The organism is Vallitalea okinawensis (genome assembly GCF_002964605.1).
GTDB lineage: Bacteria > Bacillota > Clostridia > Lachnospirales > PQDH01 > Vallitalea_A > Vallitalea_A okinawensis.
In genome coordinates this window covers 1-3454 of record NZ_PQDH01000043.1, presented here as the reverse complement: position 1 = coordinate 3454, position 3454 = coordinate 1, and the positions used below count along the sequence as shown (strand labels likewise).

Annotated in this window: 3 protein-coding genes; all 3 read left to right on the top strand. The window is 34.5% G+C overall.

The genetic code is table 11. The features are described 5' to 3' along the window. The first annotated feature begins 469 nt into the window (after positions 1–469). The 3 genes from C1Y58_RS26145 (at position 470) to C1Y58_RS26135 (ending at position 3327) form a co-directional block, all read left to right on the top strand. Entirely contained in the window at positions 470–952 is a 483-nt protein-coding gene (locus tag C1Y58_RS26145; RefSeq protein WP_105620097.1) for a HEPN domain-containing protein, read from the top strand. A gap of 250 nt (positions 953–1202) precedes the next feature. Continuing rightward, a complete protein-coding gene (locus C1Y58_RS26140) occupies positions 1203–2471 on the top strand; it encodes a hypothetical protein (protein WP_105620096.1) in 1269 nt (422 codons plus the stop codon). A 253-nt stretch (positions 2472–2724) separates the two neighbouring features. After that, on the top strand, positions 2725–3327 hold the full coding sequence (locus C1Y58_RS26135; RefSeq protein WP_105620095.1) for a class I SAM-dependent methyltransferase: 603 nt from the start codon (positions 2725–2727) through the stop codon (positions 3325–3327). Positions 3328–3454 lie beyond the last annotated feature (127 nt).

The following is a 3454-nucleotide window of genomic DNA, read 5'->3' as shown; positions in this document are numbered from 1 at the left end:
TACTATTATCTTTTGGGATTAAAGTGGTTGGTTTTGCAGTAGCAGCTATTTGGATGCAATAGTTTTATACATATATAATGAAATTACATCTTTGTGTGTATAAGTTATTTGGATTTGTAGATTCAATGAAAAGGTCACGGCATTTGATGTCCTTGAGAACTGCGTATAACAATGTGTTCACGTTCGTTACGGGCGAGGTATTCCTCTTGGGTAAGTGCCCTCCACACATTTCTCAACCTAAACGCGTCGCGACAGTCGGCACATTAGCCCTTGTCAGGGCATGAGCACCTCCTTCTAAGGCTGAGAAACGTCGTTAACACGAAACGTTAGGCAACAATAACATAATCATTACAGAGTAAAACTATAGGGTCTTTTAGTAATTCTACCTATACTTGATTATATGACATGTAAATATATTATTACTAGTTTGCAACGGTCAATTTTTTAAATTCATGACAGAGGTGATATTATGGCTATAATAGGTAAAATAGCAAGAGATGTGGATGTAAATGAAACATATTATAGACTTGCACAAGATGATGAGAAGGCAGCAGAAATGCTGAAATTTAATAGGATGTATAGACAAGCTACATATTTTTATATACAAGCTATGGAGAAATATATTAGGGCTAAGATATTTACAATAGTTAATCCTAATATAGAGTATTTTAGAGATAAAAATAGAGATCATTCACTGGACAAGGCGATAGATTTTTTATTGGAGATAATAACTACTAATGAGAATGTTAGGTTGCAAATTAGAAATCAAATCAATACTTTTGTACTAGGAAACGTAAGGTATAATCAACTACATAATAATCTAAGATATCCTTTCTATAGCAAGAGATATGATAATTATAGCGTGCTAGATATTGAAGAAATAGACTGCTTAACGATTGAGAATAATTTACAAGCTCTAAAAAAGTATCTAAGAGAATTAGGAAGGATGTAAAATAATCGTATAAGTTGATGTGAATAACATAGTGATTATGTTAACATCGCCTAACAATAAATTTGCACAAGGTTCGGGCATGGGACAAAAAGCTCTATGGGAATTGCCCTCACAGATTCCTCAACCTAAGTCCGTCGGAGCACTCTGCACATTAGCCCCTAACAGGGCATGAGCACCTTCTTTCTAAGGTTGAGAAACGTCGCAAATCCGTAACGTTATGCAAAAGAATCTGCTTTGTATTGGAGGATGTATGAATTTAACTGAATTTGAGAAGTCCTTAAAGAATGGGACAGGAAATGCAATTACATTTTTGATGAATAACAAAGCTTCTGATGAACACATAGAGGCGATTTTCAATATCTCTACTAAATGCTATGTTTATGATAAACAGTGTGAAGGTGGTAGAGGCCATTATTTGTGGAATGCAATCAATTTTTCGGGAGCAAGGGATATCTTGCAGAGACGAATTCTTGAAATCATGAATGATAGAGAAGAATATGATTTGGAGCAATGTTTTGAACTTGCAGGGATTTTTTACAGTAAGGGAAATAAGAGTGCCTTAGAGTTCATGCATAAAAATTTGAGGTATTCAGAAGGTTGGAGTTCTTATATTGGTAGCGATGAGATTATAACTGCTGAAGGTAGTAAAGGCATCCAATTTGTATTCAAGAATATTGCGGAAAGATTTTTATTCGATGAGAATTTTGATGGTGATTATTTTCTTTGCCTTGAGTTAAAAGAGAAGTATGGGCTAGATAAGCTCCTTGATATTCTTTCTCCTTTTATGCTAGGCAATCCTCGATTTAAAGATTATTTGATTAATGACCATAAGTTTGAATCTACTGGAAGACTTAAGTATGAAGTAAGCTATGACGTGGTGAAAGATAATCTTAATAAGTATAATAAGCATTTTATGTTTGTTTGGGGTAAAGAAGCAAGCGACAAAGATATTCTTAAAGCTGCATATGATTTACTGGTTGCTACAGAGGAGAATGTTGTGCTGAGATTATTATCAGTTTTTAGAAGGCGGAAGTTTCCACTTAAGTATACTCCAATTCTAAAGTGGTTGGATTCGGATAATGATGAGGTAGTTTCCTCAGCAATAGAACTATTAAAAGAATTCCAATCACAAGATATATATAGGATCGCGATGAGCAATATTCAAGTTAAGGAGAATTGGTATGAGTACTTACCTTTGCTCACATATAATTACAACGATAAGGATTCAGAATTGATTTACCGGCAGATTTGCTCCGTAAGTGATGAGGACATAATGCACTCTATCATAATGAACTTTGGATATATTATTGATAATTGTAATGTGAATAATTTTAAGTTACTCAATCACATGTATTTAGATGGTCGATGTTCTCTGTGTAGAACTAAGATTGTAGAAGTGATGATTAAGAATTTCAGCTTGAATGAAGATAAACTTCTTGAGTTTAAGTATGATTCAAATGAGATTATTCGCAGAATGGTTGAAGATGGTTGCCGAGCTGACGCAGATTCCTTCGCATAACAATATGTTTACGTTCGTTCGGGTAGGGGAGTTCTTTTGGGGCACTAAGAGGTATTCCTAATAGGTCGCCCTCACACATTCCTCATCCTAAGCCCGTCGGGACAGTCGCCACATTAGCCCTTGGCAGGGCATGAGCGGCTCTTTCTAAGGTTGAGAAACGTCGTAAACACAGAACGTTAGGCAACAATGTTACATTCATTTCAGAGTATTCTTTTGGGGTCTTTTAAACTGGAGTGATTAAAGGGGGAGTAAGATGAAGGGGATTAAGGAGTTTTATGACAAGACATGTTCAGAATGGGCTTCTAGATTTTACAAGGATGAATCTATATTTCCATGCCTTGAAGATTTTATTAATAGATTTCCGCAAAAACCTAGAATACTAGATTTATGTTGCGGGGCTGGTTATGATAGCATGCGTCTATTTAATTTAGGAGCAGAAGTTGTAGGTTTAGATTTTAGTCAAGAGAGTATTAATATTGCAAGAAAGCAAAATCCAGATATACAATTCTATATTGGAGATATGTTAGAGGATTTCACATTTGTAGGAAGTGTAGATGGGATAATTGTTATTGCAGGGTTTGTACATTTACCTAATGAAAAGCTGGAGCAAGCATTCAAAAATAGTAGTCAAGTTATTAAAGATAGTGGTTTAATGCTTGTAATGGTCAGAGATGGTACAGGAAAAAATGAAAAAAGTAGCTATGCTGTAGTTGAAGGAGTAGAGTATGATCGTGATTTTTATGAACATACAATTGATGAATTAATAGAGCATTCAAATAAATTTTTTCAATTTATTGAAGAAGTATTACCAGATAAAAACGATCCATGGAAACGATATTTATTTATGAAATTATAAAATGAAAATTTGTAATAGCGTGTATATAGAGCTGAATGTAACATCGTCGCCTAAACCAGCTAAGCGAAGTCAAGTATTTTTTAAATCAGCAAAATGAACATAGCAAAGCTAGCCTACTGTTTATAGA

Coding starts and splice junctions, on each gene's coding strand:
- C1Y58_RS26145 (WP_105620097.1), top strand. CDS start 470: ATGGCTATAATAGGTAAAATAGCAAGAGATGTGGATGTAAATGAAACA.
- C1Y58_RS26140 (WP_105620096.1), top strand. CDS start 1,203: ATGAATTTAACTGAATTTGAGAAGTCCTTAAAGAATGGGACAGGAAAT.
- C1Y58_RS26135 (WP_105620095.1), top strand. CDS start 2,725: ATGAAGGGGATTAAGGAGTTTTATGACAAGACATGTTCAGAATGGGCT.